This is a genomic window from Streptomyces sp. enrichment culture, assembly GCF_964273145.1.
Classification (GTDB): Bacteria; Actinomycetota; Actinomycetes; order Streptomycetales; family Streptomycetaceae; genus Streptomyces.
Genome location: NZ_OZ186873.1, coordinates 5,305,454 through 5,324,867, shown reverse-complemented (window position 1 = coordinate 5,324,867; position 19,414 = coordinate 5,305,454). Strand labels below are relative to the sequence as shown.

The window sequence follows — 19,414 nt, the reverse complement described above, 5'->3', positions numbered from 1 at the left end:
TCAGCCGCGCGCGGCGATCCGCGCGAGCCGCCGCGCCTCGTCCCGCGTGGAGCGGGCGACGGCGTCCTCGTCGACGGTGAGCAGCCGGCCGTCCTCGACGATCTGGCGGCCGCCCACGAAGGAGGCGGTGACCGGGGCCGGGGCGCCGAGGACGAGCGCGGCGACCGGGTCGGCGATGGAGGCGTGGGCGAGGGTGTCCATCCTCCACAGCACCAGGTCGGCGAGCTTGCCCGCCTCCAGGGATCCGATCTGGTCCGCCCGGCCGAGGACCCGCGCGCCGCCGTGGGTGCCCAGGCGCAGCGCCTGGCGGGCGGTCAGGGCGGCCTCGCGGTGGGTGCCGAGGCGGTTGACCAGCAGGGCGTTGCGCAGTTCGGTGTGGAGTTCGCCGGACTCGTTGGAGGCGGTGCCGTCGACGCCGAGGCCGACCGGCACCCCGGCGGCGAGCATGTCGGGGACGCGGGCGATGCCGGCCGCCAGGCGCGCGTTGGAGGAGGGGCAGTGGGCGACGCCGGTCCCCGTGCGGGCGAAGGCGGCGATGTCGGAGTCGCTCATGTGGACGCAGTGCGCCATCCACACGTCCTCGCCGAGCCAGCCGGTGGACTCGAAGTAGTCGGTGGGGCCCATGCCGAACAGCTCGTGGCAGAACTTCTCCTCCTCCACGGTCTCCGAGCCGTGGGTGTGCAGGCGCACGCCGAGCCGGCGGGCGAGTTCGGCGCCCTGCCGGAGCAGTTCGGTGGAGACGGAGAAGGGCGAGCAGGGCGCGACGGCGACCTGGGTCATCGCGCCGAAGGAGGCGTCGTGGTGCTCCTCGACGGTGGCCTCGGTGCCGGCGAGCGCGTCCTCCAGGCTCTCCACGGCGAAGTCCGGCGGCAGGCCGCCGTCCTTCTCGCCGCGGTCCATGGACCCGCGGGCCAGGGTGAAGCGGACGCCCGTCTCCCGGGCGGCGCGGATGATCGCGCCGGACAGGTCGCCGGAGCCCCGCGGGTGGACGTAGTGGTGGTCCATGGCGGTGGTGACACCGCCGCGGGCCATCATGGCGAGCGACCCCTGGGCCGCCGCGTACACCATCGGCTCGTCGATGCGGGCCCACGTCGGGTACAGCGCCACCAGCCAGTCGAACAGGTTGTGGTCGGTGGCCAGGCCCCGCGTGATCCACTGGTAGAAGTGGTGGTGGGTGTTGACCAGACCGGGTGTGGCCAGGTGACCGGTGGCGTCGATGCGGCGCACCACGTTCTCCAGGCCCTCCGGTGCCCTGCCCGCGCCGACGGACTCGATCCTGTCGCCGGCGAGGACCAGATGCCCCGAGGCGTACTCCGTGTCGCCCGCGTCCACGGTCGCGATCGCGCAGTTCTCGATCACGACCCGCTGGGCTGCCGATGGTGCCATGCTGCTTCCTTCGTGTCTCGGTGGCGGCCCGTGGGCGGGCGGGTTCCCACCCACGGGGAGGGCACGGCAGGACCCTAGGGGGATTTGAGTGCCGGAGCCGTGCGGCCCCGGGTGCCGAGATGGTGGAAGAACAGGTTCAGTGCGACGGCGGCGATCGCACCGGCGCTGATGCCGGAGCCGAGCACGGTCTGCGCCCAGGCCGGGAACTCGGCGTAGAAGGTCGGCGCGGCCAGCGGGATGATGCCGGTGCCGAGCGCCACGGCCACCAGGACGATGTTGGAGCTGTCGTCCAGTCCGGCCTCCGACAGGGTGCGGATGCCGCTGACGGCGATCGAGCCGAACAGCACGATGCCCGCGCCGCCGAGGACCGGCATGGGGACCAGGGAGACGACCGCGCCGAGGACCGGGAAGGCACCGAGGACCAGCAGGGTGGCGCCGGCGACGGCGACGACGTAGCGGCTGCGTACCCGGGTCAGCGAGACGACGCCGACGTTCTGGGCGAAGGCGGAGGTGGGGAAGCCGCCGAAGACGGGGCCGATCAGGGTGGCGAGGCCGTCGGTGCGCAGGCCGCGGGTGAGGGTCCCGGAGTCCGCGCGGCGGTCGCAGATCTCGCCCAGGGCGAGCATGCCGGCGGACGACTCGGTCATCAGGACCAGCATCACGATGCACAGCGACAGGACGGCCGCGGGCTGGAAGACGGGCGTGCCGAAGGCGAAGGGCGCGGGCAGCGCCGCGATCGGGGCGGAGGAGATCGCGCTGAAGTCGGCCATGCCGAACGGGATGGCGGCCAGGGTGCCGACCAGCAGGCCGAACAGCAGGGCGACCTGCTTGAGGAAGCCCTTACCGAAGCGCTGCATCAGCAGGATGACGACGAGGGTGGACCCGGCGAGCGCGAGGTTCGGCATGGCCCCGAAGTCGGGGGCGCCCTCGTCGCCGCCCCGGGCCCAGCCGACGGGCACCGGCATCAGCGTGACGCCGATGAGCGTGATCACCACGCCGGTGACCAGGGGCGGGAAGAAGCGGAGCAGCCGCCCGAAGAAGGGACCGACGGCCAGGCAGAAGGCTCCGGCCACCATCACCGCGCCGTAGACGGCGGGGAGTTGGTCGCCCTTGCCGTTGGTCTCGGCGATGGCGAGGATCGGGGCGATGCCCGCGGAGGAGGCGGCGTTGACGAAGGGCAGCCGGTTGCCGGCGAAGCCCTTGACGCCGATGGTCTGGATCAGGGTTGCGACGCCCGCGATGAGCAGGCTCGCGGCGATCAGCCGGGTGCGGGCCGCGAGGTCGAGGCCGCAGGCCTGGCCGATGATGAGCGGAGGAGTGACGACGCCTGCGTACATCGCGGCGATGTGCTGGAGCGCGGCGGGGACGAGCCGCGAGGGGCGGAGCTTCTCGTCCACCGGGTGCACGGACGTGACGGCGTCCTCGGTGTGCTCCGGCGGGGTGGAACAGGGGGCTTGTGCCGGCCCCTTTGCGGGCTGTGCCATGGTGTTCCCTCCGGTGTGGCGCGCCCCCGGACCCGGTGCCGGGCCGGGGGCGCGCGTCCCGCGTCAGAGGTTGGTCATGTCGACCGGGATACGGGGCTCACAGCCGTCCCGCAGGATGGTGGCCTCGATCAGGCCGTAGGGACGGTCGGCGGCGAAGTAGACCTCGTTGTCGTTCTTCAGCCCGAACGGCTCCAGGTCCACCAGGAAGTGGTGCTTGTTCGGCAGGGAGAAGCGGACCTCGTCGATCTCGCTGCGGTGGTTGATGATGCGCGAACCCATCTGGTACAGCGTCTGCTGCAGCGAGAGCGAGTAGGTCTCGGCGAAGGCCTGGAGCATGTGCTTGCGGGTCTGCTCGTAGGACTTCTCCCAGTTGGGCATCTTCTGCTCGTCGTCGTTCCAGTTGAACCGCCAGCGGCCGGAGACCTGGGTGGCCAGGATGCGGTCGTACGCCTCTTTGAGCGTCGTGTACTCGTCCTTGACGTAACCCCAGAACTCGGAGTTGGTCGAGTTCATCACGACCAGGTCCTTCAGGCCCGAGATCACCTCCCACTTCTCACCGTCGTAGGTGACCTGGGTGAGGCGGACCTCCTGGCCCTTGCGGACGAAGGAGTGCTTGACCTCGTCGGCGCCGATGAACTTGCTGTTGGCGTCGGAGGTCTCGATCCGCTCCCAGGCGTACTCCTCGATGCGGATGCGCGCCCGGTGGATCGGCTCCTGCGAGGTGACGAAGTGACGGGCGAGGTGGATGCCGAACTGCTCGGCGGACTCGATGCCGTACTCCTTGGCGAACGCGAACACCGTGTTCTTGGTGGTGTCGGTCGGCAGGACGTTGGCGTTGGAGCCCGAGTAGTGGACCTCGTCCATGTCGCCGGACAGGGCGACGGAGACGTTCAGGTCCTTGATGTGGTGGGTGGCGCCGTCCCGCGTGATCTTGACGACTCGGTTCTCGGCCTTGCCGTACTGGTTCTGTCCCAGGATCGTGGGCATTTAGCTAGCTCCCTCGGTAAACGGAGTAGCCGAACGGGTTGAGCAGCAGCGGTACGTGGTAGTGCTCACCGGGCTCGACGGCGAAGGTGATCGCCACCTCCGGGAAGAACGTGCCGCTGTCCCGAGTCGCGGGGGCGTCCTGCTGCGCATCGGCTTGCTTCTTCGCGGTGTGCTCGAAGTACCGCTCGACCTCGAAGTCGAGCCGTACGTGGGTCGTGCCCTCCGGCGGGGCCGGCAGGTCCTTGCACCGCCCGTCCGCGTCGGTCGCGGAGCCGCCGAGGTCCTGCCACTGCGCGTCGCGGCCGGCTCGGGCGGCGAGACGGACGGTGACGCCCTCGGCCGGGCGGCCGGCGCTGGTGTCCAGGACGTGCGTGGACACGGAGGCGGTGGTACTGGTGCTCATGCTCGGGCGTCCTCTTCGGCGAGTCGGGAGAGCCGGATGCGGTTGATCTTGCCCAGTTCGGCGCGGACGATCTCCCGCTCCCGCTCGGGCGGGTTGCCGATCCGTTCCCTGACCGCGTCGCGCATCTGCTCGCCGGTCCGGCCGGTGGCGCAGACGAGGAACACGTGGCCGAACTTCTCCTGGTAGGCCAGGTTCAGTTCGAGCATCTCCGACTTGAGCTCGTCGGAGGCGCCGGCCATGCCGCTCTGCTCCCGGGCCGACGTGGGGTCACCGGGTCTGGGACGGCCGATCGGCGGGTGGCCGGCCATCGCCTCCCGGAGGTCCTCGGCCGTCAGCTCGGCCATGGCGGCGTCGCTGGCGGCGAGGAGGTGCTCGGTGGTGGCGTAGGGGCGGGCGGCGAGCAGTCGCCGGGCCCACGCCGTGGAGGAGCACGCCTCGTGGAGCGCGGCGAGGGCCGCGTCCTGGTCGAGGGCGTTGAATCGGGCCAGGCCCGGCGGCGTGGAAGTGGACGTCACGGGAGCCTCCGTGGCCTTGTGCTGAACGGGCGTGCCGATAGCTAACGCCCTCGGAAACACGCCGTCAACAGTTTGTTGAAAATTCGGGGTAACAAATACGGGCGGCCATCGCGGCGTGCACCGGCCCCTGCCCGAGGGGCCGTCGGGAGTCGCGCCGCGGGCCCCGGGAGAGCCGAAAGCCGCCGCTCCGGGGCCGGAACGGCGGCTTTCGACGAGGGCCGGGACGCGGGGGCCCGGACTGGCCGGGAGGGGGCGGCCAGGCCGGACGGAGGGGCTCGGTCAGGCGCCCTTCTCGCGGTTGAGGTAGTTGTAGACGGTGAAGCGGCTGACGCCCAGCGCGCTCGCCACGGTCTCCACGCCGTGCCGCACCGAGAAGGCGCCGCGCGCCTCCAGGGTCCGTACGACCTCCTGCTTGGCCTTGCGGTCCAGTTCGGCCAGCGGCCTGCCCCGCCCGCGCTCCATGGCGGCCAGGATGCGGTCCAGGGAGTCGGCGAGCTGCGGCAGGCGCACGGCGACGACGTCGCTGCCCTCCCAGGACAGCACGACGTCGTCCCGGCCGGCCTCGTCGGGCGGGAGTATCTGGCCGCCGATCGCGTCGACCAGCGGCTTGACGGCCGCGACGAACGGCTCCTCCGCGAAGCCGGTCACCGCTCGCCCTCCCCGACCACGTTGACCTGGAGCGAGATCCGGGTGGCCCCCGCCTCCAGGGTCCTGCGCAGCAGCGCGTCCACGGCGGTGAGCACCGCGTCGGCGCGGCCCTCGGCGGTGTTGCCGAACGGGCCCACGTCCACCGCCTCCAGCTCGGCGGCCTCGACGACCTCGCGGGCCACCACCGCGTGCGGCGGCGCCTGGTCCAGGTCGAAGGGCTCGGTCGTGAACTCCACTCTCAATCGCACCCGCCCAACCTAACGCGCGGTGACCGTTTCCGCGGACCCCTCTTGACAACCCCCGACACCCGGCGGCAATCTTCCATTACTCAGAAATGAACTTTCGCATTACGGAAACTCGACACGGAAGGGAGCGCGGCCCGATGCCAGGTTTCGCGTGGAGCACCGCCGCAGACCAGCGCTTCGACGTCAACCTGTCGATCCTCTTCACGGAACTCCCGCTCCTGGAGCGTCCCGCGGCCGCCGCCGCGGCCGGCTTCACCGCGGTCGAGCTGTGGTGGCCCTGGATCGACGCGCCCGTCCCCGAGCGGTCCGAGCTCGACGCCCTGAGGAAGGCCATCGAGGACGCGGGCGTCCGGCTCACGGGCCTGAACTTCTACGCCGGGCGGCTCCCCGGCCCGGACCGCGGCGCCCTGTCGGTCCCGGGCGAGGAGTCGGACGGGTTCCGCGCCAACATCGACGTGGCCGCCGATTTCGCCCGGTCGCTGGGGTGCGAGGCGCTCAACGCGCTGTACGGCAACCGCGTCGAGGGCGCGGACCCGGCCGAGCAGGACGCGCTCGCGCTGGAGAACCTGGTCCGCGCGGCCCGCGCGGCCGACCGGATCGGCGCCGTCCTCCTGATCGAGGCCCTGAACAAGCCCGAGTCGCCGCTGTACCCGCTGGTGTCGGCGCCGGCCGCGGTCGAGGTCGTCGACAAGGTCAACGAGGCGACCGGCCTGGGCAACGCGCGGTTCCTGATGGACCTCTACCACCTGTCCATGAACGGCGAAGACCTGCCGCGGGTCATCGAGCGGTACGCCGCGAAGACCGGTCACGTGCAGATCGCCGACAACCCGGGCCGCGGGGCGCCGGGCACGGGCTCGCTCCCGCTGGAGGAACTCCTGGGCCTGCTGGCGAAGGCCGGTTACGACGGGTGGGTCGGCCTGGAGTACAAGCCGGGCGACCGCCCGAGCGCGCAGGCCTTCGACTGGCTGCCCCGCGAGGCCCGAGCGGCCCGCTGAACACCCCCTGATGTCAAGAGCACCGCAGAGAGGCACCCCACCATGAGCACGCTCCCCAAGATCGCCTGGATCGGCCTCGGCATCATGGGCTCCCCCATGTCCGAGAACCTGGTCAAGGCGGGCTACCAGGTCACCGGCTACACCCTGGAGCAGGAGAAGCTGGACCGCCTGGCCGCCGCCGGCGGCACCGCGGCCGGCTCGATCGCCGAGGCGGTGCGCGACGCCGACGTCGTCATCACGATGGTGCCCGCGTCCCCGCAGGTCGAGGCGGTCGCCTACGGCCCGGACGGCATCCTGGAGAACGCGAGGTCCGGTGCCCTGCTGATCGACATGTCCTCGATCACCCCGCAGACCTCGGTCGACCTGGCGAGGAACGCCAGGGACAAGGGCGTCCGGGTGCTCGACGCCCCGGTGTCCGGCGGCGAGGCCGGCGCCATCGAGGCCGTGCTGTCCATCATGGTCGGCGGCGAGCGGGCCGACTTCGACGAGGCCAGGCCGATCTTCGAGGCGCTGGGCAGGACCATCGTGCTGTGCGGCCCGCACGGCTCGGGCCAGACGGTGAAGGCCGCCAACCAGCTCATCGTCGCGGTCAACATCCAGGCGTGCGCCGAGGCCGTGGTCTTCCTGGAGAAGTCCGGCGTGGACCTCGCCGCCGCGCTGGACGTCCTCAACGGCGGCCTGGCCGGCTCCACCGTGCTGACGCGGAAAAAGGACAACTTCCTCACCCGCGACTTCAAGCCGGGCTTCCGCATCGACCTGCACCACAAGGACATGGGCATCGTCACCGACGCCGCGCGCAACGTGGGCGCCGCCCTGCCGGTCGGCGCCGTGGTCGCCCAGCTGGTCGCCTCCCTGCGCGCCCAGGGCGACGGCGGCCTGGACCACTCGGCACTACTGCGGGCCGTGGAGCGCCTCTCCGGCGCCCGGGTCTGACGCGGCGCCCCACCCCAGATCTCCGGGTGGCACCGCCGCCGACACCTGTCCTGTCGCGCCCAGGCGGCGGTGCCACCCGGTACCGGATCGGAACGGCCCGGCACCGGCCCGGAATTGACTTCAACAAACTGTTGACGCACTGAACGCCTGAACTTACGCTCCACGAAGCGGAAACAAGTTTCCGCTGACTCCTCGCACGGAAGGTCCACGATGTCGCAGCGCGTGCTCACGACAGAGTCCGGCGCCCCGGTCGCCGACAACCAGAACTCCGCCACCGCCGGCGTCGGCGGCCCGCTCCTGCTCCAGGACCAGCACCTGCTGGAGAAGCTCGCGCGCTTCAACCGCGAGCGCATCCCGGAGCGCGTAGTGCACGCCCGCGGCTCCGGTGCCCACGGCCACTTCGAGGTGACCGACGATGTCACCGGCTACACCCACGCCGACTTCCTGGACACGGTGGGCAAGCGCACCGAGGTCTTCGTGCGCTTCTCGACCGTGGCCGGCAACCTCGGCGGCGCGGACGCCGTGCGCGACCCGCGCGGTTTCGCGGTGAAGTTCTACACCCGGGAAGGCAACTACGACCTGGTCGGGAACAACACCCCGGTGTTCTTCGTCAAGGACCCGATCAAGTTCCCCGACTTCATCCACTCCCAGAAGCGCGACCCGTTCACCGGCAGGCAGGAGCCGGACAACGTCTGGGACTTCTGGGCCCACTCCCCCGAGGCCACCCACCAGGTGACCTGGCTGATGGGCGACCGCGGCATCCCGGCGTCCTACCGCCACATGAACGGCTACGGCTCGCACACCTACCAGTGGACGAACGGCAAGGGCGAGGCCTTCTTCGTCAAGTACCACTTCAAGACGAACCAGGGCATCCGCTGCCTGTCCACCGAGCAGGCCCAGGAGATCGCGGGCAAGGACCCCGACTCCCACCAGACGGACCTGCTCCAGGCCATCGAGCGCGGCGTGCACCCGTCCTGGACCCTCCACGTCCAGCTCATGCCGGCACACGAGGCGGCCGACTACCGCTTCAACCCGTTCGACCTGACCAAGGTGTGGCCGCACAAGGACTACCCGCTCAAGCGCGTGGGCCGCCTGGTGCTGGACCGCAACCCGGACAACGTCTTCGCCGAGGTCGAGCAGGCCGCCTTCTCCCCGAACAACTTCGTTCCGGGCATCGGCCCCTCCCCCGACAAGATGCTCCAGGGCCGCCTGTTCGCCTACGCGGACGCGCACCGCTACCGCCTGGGCGTCAACCACACCCAGCTCGCGGTCAACGCCCCCAGGGCCGTGCCCGGCGGTGCGGACAACTACGGCCGCGACGGCCTCATGGCGTCCAACTCCCAGGGCCGGTACGCCAAGAACTACGAACCGAACTCCTACGACGGCCCGGTCCAGACCGGCCGCCCGCTGTCGGCGCCGCTGGCCGTCCGCGGCCACACGGGCACCCACGCGGCCCCGCAGCACGCCAAGGACGACGACTTCTTCCAGGCCGGCGAGTTGTACCGCCTGATGTCGGAGGAGGAGAAGCGGCGCCTGGTCGCCAACATCGCCGGCGGCCTGTCGCGGGTCTCCCGCGACGACGTGATCGAGAAGAACCTGGCCCACTTCCACGCCGCCGACGCCGACTACGGCAAGCGCGTGGAGGAGGCGGTCCGCGCCCTGCGCGAGGACTGACACCGGCTCGCGTACGGACCTCGGCGGGAAGGCCGGGTCCGTACGCGCGGCCCGCGGCACCGGCGGCCCGGATGAGGGGTGGCCGGCCGGTGCGCCGCGGGCAGGACGAGGACCGCGGCGGCCTGCGAGCCAGTGCGGTGGTGAAGGGCCCGGCGCCCCCTCCTTCGACCTGAGGGGAGGGGGCCCGGTTCCCGTCGCAGCCGCCGCGGTCCCGGCCGCCCGTCCCCGCCCGGGGGCCCGCCGGACGGCCGGCCCGCGAACACAGACCCTCACCGGGCCAGGAGCGCCGGATGCGGACGGTCCCGCATCCGGCGCTTCCGCGTGCGCGTCCGGGGTTTCGGTGGCCGCGCGCCTACGGCGACGGCCGTGGGCGCGCCACGGCGTCCTCGAATCAACCTCCGGACCCGGCGGGCTCGGACCGCCCGGCCGCGGGCACACCCGCCGCGCGGGGCCCGCCGGCACGGGGCGGCGGGCCTTTGCCGGGGCTCCGTCGTGAACCGGCGGCCGCCGGCCCCGCCGGCACCGTACGGGATCGACCCGTTTCGGGCCGGAACGCGTGCCACCGTCACGGCCGCCGTGGTCGGCCCGGAGCCGCGGCCGGGGCGGCGTCCGGCCCCCGTACCACGGGGATCGCGGCAGGAGCCGGGGCGGCTGCGGGGGCGGGGGCGGGGGGCAGTGAACGGCGCCCGGCGGGCGGACACGACAGCGGCCCTCCTCCGGTGGGAGGGGGCCGCTGCGGTGGTGCGCGGGGGCCGTCAGGCCTTCAGCGTCCTGATGGCGGTGGGGGCGTGCTCCGGCTCGGTCGCCAGTTCCTCGAACTCCACGACGTCGGAGATGTCGTTGGTGCCCGACATGGAGATGTTGGTGACGCGCTCCAGGATCACCTCGACGACGACAGGCACCCGGTGCTCGGCGGCGAGCTTCTTGGCCTGCTCGAAGGCGGCGCCCAGCTCGCTGGGGTCGGTGACCCGGATCGCCTTGCAGCCGAGGCCCTCGGCGACCTTGACGTGGTCCACGCCGTAGACGCCCAGCTCGGGCGAGTTGATGTTCTCGAACTCCAGGTTGACCTGGAAGTCGATCTCGAACGCCCGCTGCGCCTGCCGGATCAGGCCCAGGTAGGAGTTGTTCACCAGCACGTGGATGTAGGGGATCTTGTGCTGGGCGCCGACGGCCAGTTCTTCGATCATGAACTGGAAGTCGTAGTCGCCGGAGAGTGCGACGACCTGCGCGTCCGGGTCGGCCTTGGCGACGCCGAGTGCGGCCGGGACGGTCCAGCCGAGCGGGCCGGCCTGACCGCAGTTGATCCAGTGCCGCGGGCGGTAGACGTGCAGCATCTGGGCGCCGGCGATCTGGGAGAGGCCGATGGTGGAGACGTACCGGGTCTCGGGCCCGAACGCCTTGTTCATCTCCTCGTACACGCGCTGCGGCTTGATCGGGACGTCGTCGAAGTGCGTACGGCGCTGAAGGGTGGCCCTCTTCTCCTGCGCGGCGGCGGCCCACTCCGAGCGGTCGGGCAGCCGGCCGGCCGCCTTCAGCTCCTTGGCGACCTCGACGAACAGCTCCAGGGCGGCCCCGGCGTCGGAGGCGATGCCGTAGTCCGGGGCGAAGATCCTGCCGATCTGGGTGGGCTCGACGTCGACGTGGACGAACGTGCGGCCCGCGGTGTAGACGTCCAGCCTGCCGGTGTGGCGGTTGGCCCAGCGGTTGCCGATGCCGAGGACGAAGTCGGACTCCAGGAAGGTGGCGTTGCCGTAGCGGTGCGAGGTCTGCAGGCCGACCATGCCGGCGTTCAGCTCGTGGTCGTCGGGCAGCACGCCCCAGCCCATCAGGGTCGGCACGACCGGGGTGCCGGTCAGCTCGGCGAACTCCACCAGCAGGTCGGCGGCGTCGGCGTTGACGACGCCGCCGCCCGCGACGATCAGCGGGCGTTCGGCGGCGTTGAGCATGCCGATCGCCTTCTCGGCCTGGGCGCGGGTCGCGGCCGGCTTGTAGACCGGGAGCGGCTCGTAGGTCTCCGGGTCGAACTCGATCTCCGTCAGCTGGACGTCGATCGGCAGGTCGACCAGGACCGGGCCGGGGCGTCCGGAGCGCATGAGGTGGAACGCCTGCTGGAAGACGCCGGGGACCTGCGCGGCCTCCAGGACGGTGACCGCCATCTTGGTCACCGGCCTGGCGATGGAGGCGATGTCGACGGCCTGGAAGTCCTCCTTGTGGATCACCGCGGTCGGCGCCTGGCCGGTGATGCACAGGATCGGGATCGAGTCGCCGGTCGCCGAGTACAGACCGGTGATCATGTCGGTGCCGGCCGGACCGGAGGTGCCGATGCAGACGCCGATGTTGCCCGGGTGGGTCCGGGTGTAGCCCTCGGCCATGTGGGAGGCGCCCTCGACGTGGCGGGCGAGGGTGTGGGTGATGCCGCCGGAGGCCTTGAGCGCCGCGTAGAAGGGGTTGATCGCCGCGCCCGGCACACCGAACGCGTCGGTGACGCCCTCACGCTTGAGGATCTCAACTGCCGCGCGGGCAGCGGTCATACGAGCCATCGAGTACTCCTGCTTCGGCTGTCGGATTCGCACTCCCGTCGCGCCCCGCGGTGAGCAATTCCGTATTATGGAAGTTAGTTTCTGCGATCTGGAAGCAATGTAGGGGGGTGTTCCGAGGCCGTCAAGGGATGGACCGGTCGGGACGCGGGCGGACGGGGAAGGTCCGGAGGCCGGCGAGGGACGTGCCCGCGGGCATCGCGGCACGCGGCACCGGCTCGACGGCCCCGAACGGCACCCGCGGTGCCCGAGGGCCGGTGCGGCCGATGGTCGCGGTGGCCCTCGACCGGGGCTTGCCCGCGGGCGTCGCGAGGCTCGCGGCCGGGCCGCCGGCGGGGTGGCCGGCCGCGGTGAGCAGCCGTTCGGCGTCGACCAGGACGCCGGAGCAGCCGCGGTCGTGGTCGCCGACGGCGACCTGCGCGGTACGGGTGCGGACGGCGCCGGAGGAGGCGGAGGAGGGGCTCGTCACGGCGGCGGCCGGCGGGGCGGTCGTGCCCGGCGGCCCCGCGGTCGGGCGCGCGGCTCCGGTGTGTCGCGTCGGCGGGTTCCTCGGTGGCGGATCGGACGGAGGCGCCCGGCGGAGGGCCACCGGGAAGCCCCGATCTCCGCGGGCAAGTGCTCGCGGCCCCGCTCGTGCGCGCTCCCGCCCACCGCGGTCCAGGCGTCCCTCCCGATGCCGAAGGACTCCTCCTGGTCCCCGACGGTCATGTCCACCCGGGTGTCGTAGTCGTTGCCCCCGGTGACGTGGACGGGGGGCATCTCCGGGGCCGGCCGGCCCGAGCCGCCGGCCGCCCTGAAGCAGACCGGGCCTCCCGGCACTCCCCCCGGCGAACCACACCGTGATCGACGTCGCCCGAGGCTACGGCCCGCGGCTCCACGTCTGCCCCGCGTCCGCGGGCCGCCCGCACCTGGGGCCGGTCCGGTGGGCCCCTTCCGCCCTCACCGCGCCGCGTAGCGCTCCCGCAGCTCCACCTTGCGCACCTTCCCCGAGACGGTCATCGGGAAGGCGTCGAGGTTCTGCACCCGGCTCGGCACCTTGTAGTGGGCGAGCCGCCCCTCGCAGTACGTCCGCAGTTCCTCCAGGGTGAGCGGGTCGGCCGCGTCGCGCGGGATCACGCAGGCGAGGACCTCCTCGCCGTAGCGCTGGTGCGGCACGCCGACGACCTGGACGTCCGCGATCTTCGGGTGGCCGTACAGGAACTCCTCGACCTCGCGCGGGTAGATGTTCTCCCCGCCCCGGATGATCATGTCCTTGATGCGGCCGACTATCTCGACGTAGCCGTCCTCGCGCATCACCGCGAGGTCGCCGGTGTGCATCCAGCGGCCGGCGTCGACGACCTCGGCGGTCCTCTCGGGCTCGTTCCAGTAGCCGAGCATCACGCTGTAGCCGCGGGTGCACAGCTCGCCGGCCGTGCCGCGGGGCAGGGTGGCGCCGGTCGCCGGGTCGACGACCTTGACCTCGATGTGCGGCAGGGCACGGCCGACGGTGCCGGTGCGGTGTTCGAGGTCGTCGTCCATCCGGGTCTGCAGGGAGACCGGTGAGGTCTCCGTCATGCCGTAGCAGATGGAGACCTCCTCCATGTGCATCTCGGCGACCACCCGCTTCATCACCTCCACCGGGCAGGGCGAGCCCGCCATGATGCCGGTGCGCAGGGAGGACAGGTCGTACGCGGCGAAGTCCGGGAGGTTCAGCTCGGCGATGAACATGGTGGGCACGCCGTACAGCGACGTGCAGCGCTCCTGCTGGACCGCGCGCAGGGTCGCCGCGGGATCGAAGGACGGTGCCGGAATGACCACGCAGGCGCCGTGCGAGGTCGCCGCGAGGTTGCCCATGACCATGCCGAAGCAGTGGTAGAAGGGCACGGGGACACAGACCCGGTCCTGCTCGCTGTAAGCGATGGTCTCCCCGACGAAGTAGCCGTTGTTGAGGATGTTGTGGTGGGAGAGGGTCGCTCCTTTGGGAAAGCCCGTCGTGCCCGAGGTGTACTGGATGTTGATCGGGTCGTCGCAGGAGAGCTCTTCGTGGCGGGGAGCGGGGGTCGCCCGGGCGAGCAGCGCCTCCCAGCCCGGGTCGCCGATGTACACGGCCTCGCGCAGCTCGGGGCACCTGCCCCGGACCTCCTCGACCATCGCCCGGTAGTCGCTGCTCTTGTGGCTGGGGGAGGCGACGAGCAGCCGGACGCCGGACTGCTTCAGGACGTACTCGACCTCGTGGGCGCGGTAGGCCGGGTTGATGTTGACCAGGATCGCGCCGATGCGGGCGGTCGCGTACTGGACGAAGACCCACTCGGGGCAGTTGACGGCCCAGATGCCCACCCGGTCGCCCTTGGTGATCCCGGAGGCGAGCAGCGCGGACGCCAGCCGTTCGACCCGCGCGCCGAACTCGGCGTACGTCCAGCGCCGCCCGGACGGCACGTCGACGAGCGCCTCGCGGTCCGGCCAGGTGGCCACGGCGCGGTCCAGGTTGGCTCCGAGGGTGTCGCCGAGCAGGGCCGTGCCGCTCGTGCCGTGCGCGTAGGAGAGCGCGGTCACCGGAAGTCCTCCTCGCGGTACTCGGCCCCGGAGCCGGCCGCGGTGGCCTCGCGCAGCTCGATGCGGCGGATCTTGCCGGAGACGGTCTTGGGCAGGTCGCCGAACTCCAGGCGGCGGATGCGCTTGTAGGGGGCGAGGACCTGACGGGAGTGCTCGAACAGCACCTTCGCCGTGTCCGGTCCCGGCTCCCAGCCCGCCGCCAGGACGACGTACGCCTTGGGGACGGCCAGGCGCAGCTCGTCCGGCGCCGGGACGACGGCCGCCTCGGCGACCGCCTCGTGCTCCAGCAGCGCGCTCTCCAGCTCGAACGGGGAGATCTTGTAGTCGGACGCCTTGAAGACGTCGTCGCTGCGCCCGATGTACGTCAGGTATCCGTCCTCGTCCCGTGCGCCGATGTCGCCGGTGCGGTAGTAGCCCCCGGCCATCACCTCGGCGGTGCGGTCGGCGTCGCCGTGGTAGCCGGCCATCAGGCCCACCGGGCGGTCGGACAGGTCCAGGGCGATCTCCCCCTCGTCGGCGCCGGGCGCGCCGGTGACCGGGTCGAGGAGTTCGATGCGGTAGCCGGGGCTGGGCCGGCCCATCGAGCCGGTCCTCAGCACCTGGCCGGGGCTGTTGGAGACCTGCACGGCCGTCTCCGTCTGTCCGAAGCCGTCTCGGATGGTCACGCCCCAGGCCCGGCGGACCTGCTCGATCACCTCGGGGTTCAGCGGCTCACCGGCGGCCACCACCTCGCGCGGCGGGGTGGCGAGCTGGGTCAGGTCGGCCTGGATGAGCATGCGCCACACGGTGGGCGGGGCGCAGAAGGTGGTCACGCCCGCACGGTCCATCTCGGCCATCAGCCGGGCGGCGTCGAACCGGGTGTAGTTGTGCAGGAAGACGGTCGCCTCCGCGTTCCACGGGGCGAACAGGTTCGACCAGGCGTGCTTGGCCCAGCCGGGCGAGGAGATGTTCAGGTGCACGTCACCGGGTTCGAGGCCGATCCAGTACATGGTCGCCAGGTGCCCGATCGGGTACGAGGCGTGGGTGTGCTCGACCAGCTTGGGGCGGGCCGTCGTGCCCGAGGTGAAGTACAGCATCAGCGGGTCGTCGGCGTAGGTCGGGCCGTCCGGGGTGAACGTGCCGGGGGCGGCGCGGGCGTCCTCGTACGGCAGCCAGTCCCCGTCCGCGCCGCCGACCGCGATGCGCGTGTAGTCGCCGGGCACGCCGGCGAACTTGCCGGTGTCCCCGGCGCGGACGATCACGTGCCTCACCCGGCCGCGCTCCACGCGGTCGCGCAGGTCGGCGGGGCCGAGCAGCGGGGTGGCGGGGATGACGACGGCGCGCAGCTTCATCGCCGCGAGCGCCGTCTCCCACAGTTCGGCCTGGTTGCCCAGCATGACCAGCACCCGGTCCTCGGCGGCGACGCCCTGCTCCCGCAGCCAGTTCGCGACCCGGTCGGAGCGGGCGGACATCTCGGCGAAGGACACCCGCACCTCGGAGCCGTCCTCCTCGACGATGTGCAGCGCGGTGCGGTCGTTGCCGTCGGCGATGACGTCGAACCAGTCGAGCGCCCAGTTGAAGCGCTCCGGGCGGGGCCAGGCGAAGCCCGCGTAGGCGGTGGCATAGTCCTCGCGGTGCTCCAGCAGGAAGTCGCGTGCCCTGCGGAAGAGTTCCGTCGCCGTCGTCATCTGTCCTCCTCGGTGCCGGACCATTGCCGGGCGGCTCGCTGCCATCGTGTAATCCGTGATGCAGGTCTCACTACCCCCGAACGGGGGTGTGCGCCGGGAGGAGCCCCCGAACCGGGGCGCCCCCGGCGAGGCGTACCGGAAAGGGCGAAGTACGTGGCAGCAGACGCGGCCGACGTGGTGGAGATCCGCAGCGCGCTGGGACGGCTGCGGCGCGCCACCGGGCTTCCCGTCGTCTTCGGCGGACTGGTGGAGCCCGGCCGGCGGCGGGTGCGCATCAGCGAACTCAGCGGTACCTCCACGGCCGCGCTCAGCTCCCTCGCCGTCGCCCCCGGCAGCGGCCTGGGCGGCAAGGCGGTCGCGCTGGTCCGGCCGTGCGCGGTGACGGACTACTCCGCCGCCCGCCACATCAGCCACGAGTACGACGTCCCGGTCGCCGCCGAGGGCCTGCGCTCGGTGGTGGCGGTCCCGGTGGTCGTACGGCGCCGGGTGCGCGGGGTGCTGTACGGCGCCCTGCGCGCCCCGCGGCCCCTGGGCGACCGCACGCTGAGCGCGGCCGTGGAGGCGGCGCGGGACGTGGAACAGGCGCTGCTGCTGCGGGAGGAGGCGCGGGAGCTGGTGGCGGCGGCCCGGCCGGTGCCGGGCACCGCCGCGCAGGGCGCCTGGGAGCAGGTCCGGGAGGCGCACGCGGCGCTGCGGGCGCTGTTGCCGCGCGTCGCGGACGCGTCCTTGCGGGCGGAGCTGCTGGGCGTGTGCGGGATGCTGGCGGCCGGTCCGGGGCCCGTGGCGGGCGGGGTGCGCCTGGCTCCCCGGGAGGTGGACGTCCTGGCGTGCGTCGCCGCCGGGGCCACCAACGCGGTGGCCGCCGAACGGCTCGGGGTGCGCGCCGAGACGGTGAAGGCGTACCTGCGCTCGGCCATGCGGAAACTGGGGGCGCGCACGCGCGGGGAGGCGGTGGTGGCGGCGCGGCGGGCGGGGTGGCTGCCGTAGGGGCGCGGCGGGGTGTGCGCCGGGGCGGGCCGGCGCACCCGTCGGGTCAGGGTTTGCGGGCCACCGCGCAGACCGCGACCTCGGCCGTGGTCCGCGCCGCCTCCGCGGGGTCCGGGCGCCAGGCCGCGGTGGACACGACTCCGGGTTCCACCAGCTCCAGTCCGTCGAAGAAGGAGGCGATCTCCTCGGGGGCGCGCAGGTGGTAGGTGTTGGCCGACTGCCCGTTGTAGACCGCGACGGCCGTGTTGAGCGCCTCGTTGGTGTTCGTACCGTCGCTCAGGGCCAGGTAGCTGCCCGACGGCAGGCCGGACAGCAGCGCGGACACCAGTTCCGCGGGTCGGTCGGCGTCGGCGACCTGCCCCATGATCCCCAGCATGGTCAGGGCGACCGGCCGGCTGAGGTCCAGCGTGTGCGACGCCTCGGCCAGGATGCGCTCCGGGTCGCGCACGTCGGCGTCGATGTAGGCGCACGCCCCCTCGGGACTGCTGGTCAGCAGGGCCTGCGCGTGGGTCAGCACGAGGGGGTCGTTGTCGACGTAGACGACGCGGCTCTCCGGCGCGATGCGCTGGGCCAGCTCGTGCGTGTTGTCCGCGGTGGGCAGTCCGGTGCCGACGTCGAGGAACTGGCGGATGCCGGCCTCCCCCGCCAGGAAGCGCACGGCCCGCGCGAGGAACCGGCGCTGGAGCCGGGCGACGGAGGCGAACTCCGGGAACTCGGCGAGGATGACGTCGCCGACCTCGCTGTCGACGGGGTAGTTGTCCTTGCCGCCCAGCAGGTAGTTCCAGACTCGGGCGGAGTGCGGGCGGTCGGTCTGCAGGCGGTCCTTGACGTCATCGGGCGTGTGGTCCATGGGAAAGCCTCACTGAAGTGTTCTCGCGGCGGGTCAACTTCGTTGCAGCTTAAAGCTCTTCGTGGATGGGTGATCACCGTTCCCGGTCGATGCGGCCTCGGCGATTGGTCCCCGGCCGCCGGGGCACTCAGGGGAACTGTGCAGGGACCACGGAGAGTCCTGGTGACGGGGTGGTTCAGCTTCCCGGACGGGGAGGCGACCGCCGGGGACGTGCCGGCGCCGCGCCGGGTCGAGGACGTGCCGCGCGGTGCGGGGGCGGCGCACGACGTCGTGCGGAGTTCCGGGTTCCGGGCTGCGGGGCCGCACTTCGAGGGCGTGGATCCGGCGGCGTACCCGCACCTGTCGTTCGTGTGCGGCCCGGTGCGCGGGCCGCAGGTCGAGGAGGCGCACCGGCGCTTCGCGCACTGCGCGCGGACCGCCGTCGGCGTCTCCGCCGTCGGTCCCGGCCCCCGCCGCCACCGGTTCCGGCCGGGTGCCGGCCCTCGCGGTCGATCTCGTCACGGGCGGCGTGACGGTGTCCGCGCGGGCCCGCGTCCGCGGCCGGCCCGCGCCGCCGGCGGACGAGGACGCCGAGGCCCGGGCCCGGCCGCCGGACCGGAGCGCTGGTGGGGCCGGTCCCCGGGCGAGGGCCGGGAGCGGGCCCGGCGGATCGAGGCGGGCTTCCGGGCGGACGCCCCTTTCGACGGCGCGGACGGCTTGGCCGAGACCCCGGGCCCGGCGCTGCGGCCCGCCGGACCGCACGCCACCGTGAACGCCACCACGGCAGACAGAGGAGGAGACAAGTGACCGCCCATCGGCTCACCGAACGCGAGCAGCGCATCCTCGACGAATTGGAGCGCGACCTGCGCCGCGACCGCCGGCTCGACCGGTGGATGCGCACGTTCCGGCCGGGGCGCCGATCCGTCCTGGCCCGGCTGGCGGCCTACCGCCCGCGGCGGCGGACGGTCGCGCTCCTGTCCGCCCTCTCCGTCACGCTCATGGTGACCGGGATCGTCACCTCCGAGCCGGCTGTGATCTGGGCCTTCGCGCTCGTGTGGCCGGTGACGCTGTTCGCCGCGTTCCGGCTGCTGTGCCGCTGCACGGAGGGCACGCGGGACTGAGCGCCGCCGGGGCCGCGGGTGCGGACGCCCGGCCGGCTCCGAGGCGGTCCGGGAGCCTGCGGGCGGGGCGGGGGCGCCCGTCCGCGCGGGGGCGGCCCCGCGCCGCCGCCGGTGCGGGGCCGCCCCGTGCGGCCGCGGGCCCCGGAGCCGCGCCGGGCCGGTTCCAGCGGCGCGGCCCGGCCCCGATCCGCGGCGGCAGCGCCCGGCGTTCCCGCAGCACCCACGGCAGTGCGGCCGCCGCCTCGGTGAAGGCGCGCGGGGAGGCGGCGTCGCGCGGGGCGGCGCGGGCCGGGCGGGACGGCGCGGCCAGGTGAACCACGGGTGTTGCGGATGCCGTGGGTGCGGCGCGGGGTGGCGTCCCGGGCCGCCGGCGCCCGGTGGTGGGCGGTCAGGTGGCCGGCGTACGTCGGCCACCAGCCGTTCGCGGCCAGGTCGGCGTCGAGCGGGTGGCGGGGGACGGTAAGGCTCGCG

General features: G+C 72.8%; 17 protein-coding genes. 5 read left to right on the top strand and 12 right to left on the bottom strand.

The window, feature by feature from the left end; all coding sequences use genetic code 11:
• The 7 genes from ACSU6Z_RS23925 to ACSU6Z_RS23895 form a co-directional block, all read right to left on the bottom strand.
• Complete coding sequence (locus tag ACSU6Z_RS23925) at positions 1-1,386, bottom strand: 8-oxoguanine deaminase (protein WP_437048601.1); 1,386 nt, start codon at positions 1,384-1,386, stop codon at positions 1-3.
• 74 nt (positions 1,387-1,460) lie between these two features.
• Positions 1,461-2,870 carry a nucleobase:cation symporter-2 family protein gene (locus ACSU6Z_RS23920; RefSeq protein WP_437048599.1) on the bottom strand — a complete coding sequence of 470 codons (1,410 nt, stop codon included), beginning with the start codon at positions 2,868-2,870 and terminating at the stop codon, positions 1,461-1,463.
• 63 nt (positions 2,871-2,933) lie between these two features.
• Entirely contained in the window at positions 2,934-3,857 is a 924-nt protein-coding gene (gene pucL / locus ACSU6Z_RS23915) for a factor-independent urate hydroxylase (RefSeq protein ID WP_437048598.1), read from the bottom strand.
• A 4-nt stretch (positions 3,858-3,861) separates the two neighbouring features.
• Positions 3,862-4,260 carry a hydroxyisourate hydrolase gene (gene uraH, locus ACSU6Z_RS23910; RefSeq protein ID WP_437048596.1) on the bottom strand — a complete coding sequence of 133 codons (399 nt, stop codon included), beginning with the start codon at positions 4,258-4,260 and terminating at the stop codon, positions 3,862-3,864.
• Positions 4,257-4,775 carry a 2-oxo-4-hydroxy-4-carboxy-5-ureidoimidazoline decarboxylase gene (gene uraD, locus ACSU6Z_RS23905; RefSeq protein WP_437048594.1) on the bottom strand — a complete coding sequence of 173 codons (519 nt, stop codon included), beginning with the start codon at positions 4,773-4,775 and terminating at the stop codon, positions 4,257-4,259. Before uraD ends, uraH begins: the two co-directional genes overlap by 4 nt.
• Before the next feature lie 279 nt (positions 4,776-5,054).
• Entirely contained in the window at positions 5,055-5,423 is a 369-nt protein-coding gene (locus tag ACSU6Z_RS23900) for a helix-turn-helix domain-containing protein (protein WP_437048593.1), read from the bottom strand.
• Complete coding sequence (locus tag ACSU6Z_RS23895; protein WP_437048591.1) at positions 5,420-5,671, bottom strand: hypothetical protein; 252 nt, start codon at positions 5,669-5,671, stop codon at positions 5,420-5,422. The genes ACSU6Z_RS23900 and ACSU6Z_RS23895 overlap by 4 nt, the downstream gene beginning before the upstream one ends.
• Before the next feature lie 134 nt (positions 5,672-5,805).
• Between ACSU6Z_RS23895 and ACSU6Z_RS23890 the strand changes: the two genes are divergently transcribed.
• The 3 genes from ACSU6Z_RS23890 (at position 5,806) to ACSU6Z_RS23880 (ending at position 9,270) form a co-directional block, all read left to right on the top strand.
• Positions 5,806-6,663 carry a TIM barrel protein gene (locus ACSU6Z_RS23890; protein ID WP_437048590.1) on the top strand — a complete coding sequence of 286 codons (858 nt, stop codon included), beginning with the start codon at positions 5,806-5,808 and terminating at the stop codon, positions 6,661-6,663.
• A gap of 42 nt (positions 6,664-6,705) precedes the next feature.
• Complete coding sequence (locus tag ACSU6Z_RS23885; RefSeq protein WP_437048589.1) at positions 6,706-7,596, top strand: 2-hydroxy-3-oxopropionate reductase; 891 nt, start codon at positions 6,706-6,708, stop codon at positions 7,594-7,596.
• 210 nt (positions 7,597-7,806) lie between these two features.
• A complete protein-coding gene (locus ACSU6Z_RS23880) occupies positions 7,807-9,270 on the top strand; it encodes a catalase (protein ID WP_437048587.1) in 1,464 nt (487 codons plus the stop codon).
• Between the two features lie 755 nt (positions 9,271-10,025).
• On the opposite strand, the gene gcl is transcribed toward ACSU6Z_RS23880, so the two are convergent.
• From gcl to ACSU6Z_RS23860, 4 genes are all read right to left on the bottom strand, one after another.
• On the bottom strand, positions 10,026-11,810 hold the full coding sequence (gene gcl, locus ACSU6Z_RS23875; protein WP_437048585.1) for a glyoxylate carboligase: 1,785 nt from the start codon (positions 11,808-11,810) through the stop codon (positions 10,026-10,028).
• 121 nt (positions 11,811-11,931) lie between these two features.
• Positions 11,932-12,276 (bottom strand): hypothetical protein, encoded by a 345-nt coding sequence (locus ACSU6Z_RS23870; protein WP_437048583.1) that lies wholly within the window; start codon positions 12,274-12,276, stop codon positions 11,932-11,934.
• 470 nt (positions 12,277-12,746) lie between these two features.
• Complete coding sequence (locus ACSU6Z_RS23865; protein ID WP_437048581.1) at positions 12,747-14,339, bottom strand: AMP-binding protein; 1,593 nt, start codon at positions 14,337-14,339, stop codon at positions 12,747-12,749.
• The gene (locus ACSU6Z_RS23860; RefSeq protein ID WP_437048580.1) at positions 14,336-16,006 is read right to left on the bottom strand and encodes an AMP-binding protein; all 1,671 of its coding nucleotides are present in this window, start codon (positions 16,004-16,006) and stop codon (positions 14,336-14,338) included. Before ACSU6Z_RS23860 ends, ACSU6Z_RS23865 begins: the two co-directional genes overlap by 4 nt.
• Positions 16,007-16,159: 153 nt before the next feature.
• Between ACSU6Z_RS23860 and ACSU6Z_RS23855 the strand changes: the two genes are divergently transcribed.
• The gene (locus ACSU6Z_RS23855; protein ID WP_437048578.1) at positions 16,160-16,993 is read left to right on the top strand and encodes a response regulator transcription factor; all 834 of its coding nucleotides are present in this window, start codon (positions 16,160-16,162) and stop codon (positions 16,991-16,993) included.
• 46 nt (positions 16,994-17,039) lie between these two features.
• Here ACSU6Z_RS23855 and ACSU6Z_RS23850 read toward each other — a convergent pair whose 3' ends face one another.
• Entirely contained in the window at positions 17,040-17,843 is an 804-nt protein-coding gene (locus tag ACSU6Z_RS23850) for an SAM-dependent methyltransferase (protein ID WP_437048576.1), read from the bottom strand.
• 782 nt (positions 17,844-18,625) lie between these two features.
• Here ACSU6Z_RS23850 and ACSU6Z_RS23845 point away from each other — a divergent pair.
• Positions 18,626-18,943, top strand: coding sequence for a DUF3040 domain-containing protein (locus ACSU6Z_RS23845; RefSeq protein ID WP_437048575.1), 318 nt, complete (start codon positions 18,626-18,628; stop codon positions 18,941-18,943).
• Positions 18,944-19,414: the final 471 nt, after the last annotated feature.